General features: G+C 65.7%; 4 protein-coding genes. 3 read left to right on the forward strand and 1 reads right to left on the reverse strand.

Features of this window, described 5'->3' with window-relative positions; genetic code table 11:
• Nucleotides 1–262: 262 nt before the first annotated feature.
• On the forward strand, nucleotides 263–748 hold the full coding sequence (locus FFS20_RS17595) for an Lrp/AsnC family transcriptional regulator (RefSeq protein ID WP_137827067.1): 486 nt from the start codon (nucleotides 263–265) through the stop codon (nucleotides 746–748).
• Nucleotides 745–2,136 carry an aspartate aminotransferase family protein gene (locus FFS20_RS17600; RefSeq protein ID WP_137827068.1) on the forward strand — a complete coding sequence of 464 codons (1,392 nt, stop codon included), beginning with the start codon at nucleotides 745–747 and terminating at the stop codon, nucleotides 2,134–2,136. The genes FFS20_RS17595 and FFS20_RS17600 overlap by 4 nt, the downstream gene beginning before the upstream one ends.
• A 169-nt stretch (nucleotides 2,137–2,305) precedes the next feature.
• Here FFS20_RS17600 and FFS20_RS17605 read toward each other — a convergent pair whose 3' ends face one another.
• A complete protein-coding gene (locus FFS20_RS17605; protein WP_137827070.1) occupies nucleotides 2,306–3,688 on the reverse strand; it encodes a glycine--tRNA ligase in 1,383 nt (460 codons plus the stop codon).
• A 340-nt stretch (nucleotides 3,689–4,028) separates the two neighbouring features.
• Here FFS20_RS17605 and FFS20_RS17610 point away from each other — a divergent pair.
• Nucleotides 4,029–5,359 (forward strand): DEAD/DEAH box helicase (locus FFS20_RS17610; protein ID WP_137827069.1); only part of this gene is annotated, 1,331 nt, incomplete at its 3' end.

Genomic DNA, 5,359 nt, shown 5'->3' on the forward strand with positions numbered 1-5,359 from the left:
GTCAATGAGGCGCGCGCGGAGCGCCACCGACGCGGCCGGCGCGAGGTCCCGATGACGCTGCGGCCCGAGCAGGCACAACCCAGCGGCCCGCCGCAGCAGGCCCTGAGCGGCAACCACCCCCGACACCCAGCCCCACCGCCTCGCCGCGATGACGAATACAGAATGAAAGTTCAAGGAAATCAACTGAATCCGCAAACAGGACTACGCATTCCGACTGAATCGATGGTAGGTTGGTCTGAGACTCACATCACGGAGGTGAAGAATGACCCACTCGCTGCCGAGCGTCAGCAGTCACCGCCTGGGCAACCTCGACGAGAAGTCCAAGGCGATCATCGTCGAACTCCAGCACGACGGACGCAAGTCCTACTCTGCCATCGGCAAGTCCGTCGGACTCTCCGAGGCGGCCGTGCGGCAGCGGGTGTCACGGCTCATCGAATCCGGCGTGATGGAGATCGTGGCCGTGACCGACCCGCTCAGTCTCGGCTTCGCCCGACAGGCCATGGTGGGCGTGAAGGTCCGCGGAGACATCTCGAAGGTCGCCGACAGGCTGCACGGGTATGACGAGATCGACTATCTCGTCGTCACCGCGGGGTCGTTCGACCTCCTTGTGGAGATCGTCTGCGAATCGGACCGACACCTCATCGATTTCGTCAACCGAGAACTCCGGTCGATCGACGCCGTCGTCGACACGGAGCTCTTCATGTACCTCTCACTCGAAAAGCAAAAATACAATTGGGGGACACGATGACAGACAATGTCACCAGAGCCGGCACTCCGTATCAGGAAGCCGTGCGCAACAACGTGTGGATGCACATGGCACCGCACCAGGCCCTGTTCAACGGCGGACAGGCACCGATCATCACCCGCGGCGAAGGCCACCACATCTTCGACGACCAGGGCAAGAAGTACCTCGACGGCCTCGCCGGGCTCTTCACCGTCCAGGTCGGACACGGTCGTGAGGAGATCGCTAAGGCGATGTACGACCAGACCATGAAGCTGCCCTTCATGCCGCTGTGGTCGTTCGCGCACCCGCAAGCCATCGAGCTCTCCGAGCGTCTCGCAGGCTACGCCCCCGGCGACCTCAACCGCGTGTTCCTCACCTCCGGCGGCGGCGACTCCGTCGAATCGGCGATGAAGCTCGCGAAGAACTACTTCAAGCTCACCGGCAAGCCCGGCAAGCACAAGATCATCTCCCGCGCCACCGCCTACCACGGCACCCCGCACGGCGCGCTGTCGGTGACGTCCCTGCCGGGCCTGCGCGAGCAGTTCGCGCCCCTCGTCCCCGGTGCCTACAAGGTTCCGAACACGAACTTCTACCGTGCGCCCGAACCGTACGCGCACGATGAGAAGGCCTTCGGCCGCTGGGCGGCCGACCGCATCGCCGAGGCGATCGAATTCGAAGGCGCCGACTCCGTGGCAGCCGTCTTCCTCGAGCCCGTGCAGAACTCCGGTGGCTGCTTCCCGCCGCCTCCCGGCTACTTCGAGCGCGTGCGCGAGATCTGCGACGAGAACGACGTCCTCCTCGTCTCCGACGAGACGATCTGCGCCTACGGCCGCATCGGCGACATGTTCGCGTGCAACGACTTCGGCTACGTCCCCGACATCATCACCTCGGCGAAGGGCATCACCTCCGGGTACGCCCCGCTCGGTGCGATGATCGCCTCGGACCGCCTCTTCGAGCCCTTCGGCCCCGACGGTGACGCGACGTTCTACCACGGCTACACCTTCGGCGGACACCCCGTCGCCTGTGCCGCCGCGATGGCGAACTTCGACGTGTTCGAGAACGAGAAGCTCAACGACCACGTGCACGAGAACGCCGGTGCGTTCAAGTTCACGCTCGAGAAGCTCAAGGACCTCCCGATCGTCGGCGACGTCCGCGGTGAGGGCTTCTTCTACGGCATCGAACTCGTCAAGGACAAGGACACGAAGGAGTCCTTCACCGAAGAGGAGTCCGAGCGCATCCTCAAGAACTTCGTCTCGGCGAAGATGTACGAGAACGGCCTCTACTGCCGTGCCGACGACCGCGGCGACCCGGTCATCCAGCTCTCGCCCCCGCTGACCGTCGGTCAGAAGGAGTTCGACGAGATGGAATCGATCATCCGCAGCGTCCTCAAGGAAGCGTGGACGATGTTCTGATCGCCCACCTCGGCGCGTGAGACACGACAGCGGCCCCGACACCTGGTCATGGTGTCGGGGCCGCTGTCGTTGCTGGTGGGGCGGGTGAGATCATCGACCGCCGAGGTGGACGGGCAGGGGCGTGTGACCGTGCCCGTCCGCTGGCCCTTGAGTCTCAGACGCCTCAGTCTCAGACGCCGAGGTGATCGGCGAGGTAGGCTTCGACCTGGTCGAGGCTCACGCGCTCCTGGCTCATGTCGTCGCGCTTGCGGATCGTCACCGCACCGTCGTCGAGGGAGTCGAAGTCGTACGTGATGCACAGGGGCGTGCCGATCTCGTCCTGGCGACGGTAGCGTCGGCCGATGGCTCCGGCGTCGTCGAAGTCGATGTTCCAGCGCTTGCGCAGCTGTGCGGCGAGCTCCTTGGCCTGCGGGGTGAGCTTCTCGTTGCGGCTCAGCGGCAGCACCGCCGCCTTGACCGGGGCGAGCCGCGGGTCGAGGCGGAGGACGATGCGGGTGTCCGTGCCGCCCTTCGTGTTCGGGGCCTCGTCCTCGGTGTAGGCGTCGACGAGGAATGCCATCATCGACCGGGTGAGACCGAACGCGGGTTCGATGACATACGGGGTGTAGCGCTCCCCGCTGGCCTGATCGAAGTACTGCAGCTTCGCGCCCGAGGCCTCGGAGTGGGTGCCGAGGTCGTAGTCGGTGCGATTGGCCACGCCCATGAGCTCGCCCCATTCCGACCCCTGGAAGCCGAAGCGGTACTCGATGTCGATCGTGCCCGCCGAGTAGTGGGCGCGCTCGTCCTCAGGCACGTCGAACCGGCGCATGTTCGCCTCGTCGATGCCGAGCCCGATGAACCAGTTCCAGCAGTCCTCGACCCAGGTGGAGAAGAACGAGTCGGCCTCGTCGGGGTGGACGAAGTACTCGAGCTCCATCTGCTCGAACTCGCGGGTGCGGAAGATGAAGTTGCCGGGCGTGATCTCGTTGCGGAAGGACTTGCCGATCTGGCCGATGCCGAACGGCGGCTTCTTCCGGGCAGCGGTGACGACGTTGTTGAAGTTGACGAAGATGCCCTGCGCGGTCTCCGGACGCAGGTAGTGGAGGCCCGCCTCGGACTCGACGGGACCGAGGTAGGTCTTGACAAGCCCGGAGAACTGCTGCGGCTCCGTCCACTGACCGCGGGTGCCGCAGTCGGGGCAGACGATGTCGGCCATGCCGTTGGCCGGTGCCTTGCCGTGCTTGGCCTCGTAGGCCTCGACGAGGTGGTCCTCGCGGTGCCGGTGGTGGCAGTGGAGGCATTCGACGAGGGGGTCGACGAAGGTCTCGACGTGACCCGAGGCCTCCCACACGCGCTTGGGCAGGATGATCGAGGAGTCGAGGCCGACGACGTCCTCACGCCCGCGGACGAAGGTCTGCCACCACTGCGACTTGATGTTGTCCTTGAGTTCGACACCGAGCGGACCGTAGTCCCATGACGACCGGGTACCGCCGTAGATCTCTCCGGCTTGGAAGACGAAGCCCCGGCGCTTGGCGAGGGCGATGACGGCATCCAGCTTGGACTGTGCCACGATTGACTCTCCTTGGTCTCCTTGCCGCCGACGGCCGGCTGCCGTGGCGCACAACTCCCCAGCCTATCGGTTCGCGCCCCGCCGCGGACACAGGCCGCTGGCGATGGAACTCACACTTTCTCTGCCCACTGGGGACCGCCTCGGCGCGGGACGACAAGGTAGACTGGGGGCACACCCAAACCTATCTTCCGTACCGACGGCTGTGCATCGGCACATGCCCTGAAGAATGACACGTACGGTTCCGGCCCGGATTGCCAGACATGATCGCATAAGCGGCCGCAGGGTAGATCGCCACTTCAGTCATCTGCGATCAAGTGTGTGCCGCAAGTGAGAGTGAGACCTCATGTCCGAACAGTCCGCCGAATCCACCCCGACCTTCTCCGAACTCGGCCTCCACCCGGAGGTGCTGCGCGCCGTCGATGCGCTCGGCTACGAGTCCCCCTCCCCCATCCAGGCAGCGACCATCCCCGCCCTCGTCGAGGGCCGCGACGTCATCGGCCTCGCCCAGACCGGAACGGGCAAGACCGCGGCGTTCGCGCTGCCGGTCCTCTCCCACCTCGCCGAGGCGGGGCGCGCCGAGGACGGCCCGTTCGCCCTCGTGCTCACCCCCACCCGTGAGCTCGCGCTCCAGGTCGCCGAGGCGTTCACCTCGTATGCGACGAACCTCGACGACTTCTCCGTGCTCCCGATCTACGGCGGGCAGTCCTACGGCCCGCAGCTGGCCGGGCTCAAGCGCGGTGCGCAGGTCGTCGTCGGCACGCCCGGACGCGTCATCGACCACCTCAAGCGGGGTTCGCTCAAGCTCCAGAACCTCCAGCACCTCGTGCTCGACGAAGCCGATGAGATGCTCAAGATGGGCTTCGCCGAGGACATCGAGGAGATCTTCAACGCGACCGGCGACTCCCGCCAGGTCGCGCTCTTCTCCGCGACGATGCCGACCTCGATCCACCGCCTCACCGGCAAGTACCTCAACGATCCCGAAGAGGTCAGGGTCGCGGCGAAGTCGCAGACCGGGTCGAACATCCGCCAGCGTTACCTCATGGTCCAGCACTCCCACAAGCTCGATGCCCTCACCCGGATCCTCGAGGTCGAGGAGTACGACGGCATCATCATGTTCGTGCGCACGAAGCAGGCCACCGAGGAGCTCGCGGAGAAGCTGCGGGCCCGCGGGTTCAAGGCCTCGGCGATCAACGGCGACATCCCGCAGCAGGCGCGTGAGCGCACCGTCGAGATGCTGCGCGAGGGCAAGATCGACATCCTCGTCGCTACCGACGTCGCCGCGCGCGGTCTCGACGTCGAGCGCATCTCGCTCGTCGTCAACTACGACATCCCGCACGACACGGAGTCGTACGTCCACCGCATCGGCCGCACCGGTCGTGCCGGCCGCTCCGGTGAGGCGATCCTCTTCATCACCCCGCGTGAGCAGCGTCTGCTCGGCTCGATCGAGCGCGCGACGAAGCAGAAGGTCGAACCGCTGACGCTGCCGAGCGTCGAGGAGCTGACGAACACGCGCGTCGAGAAGTTCACCAAGCGCATCGACGATGCCCTGGCGACGACCGAGCTCAGCGAACTCGCGACCGTCATCGAACAGTACGAGCTCAGCCGCAACGTTCCGGCCACGGACATCGCGGCCGCACTGGCCGCACTCCTCCTCGAGTCGAACTCGCTCAAGGC

This window comes from Brevibacterium sp. 2SA (assembly GCF_005502845.1).
Taxonomy (GTDB): Bacteria; Actinomycetota; Actinomycetes; order Actinomycetales; family Brevibacteriaceae; genus Brevibacterium.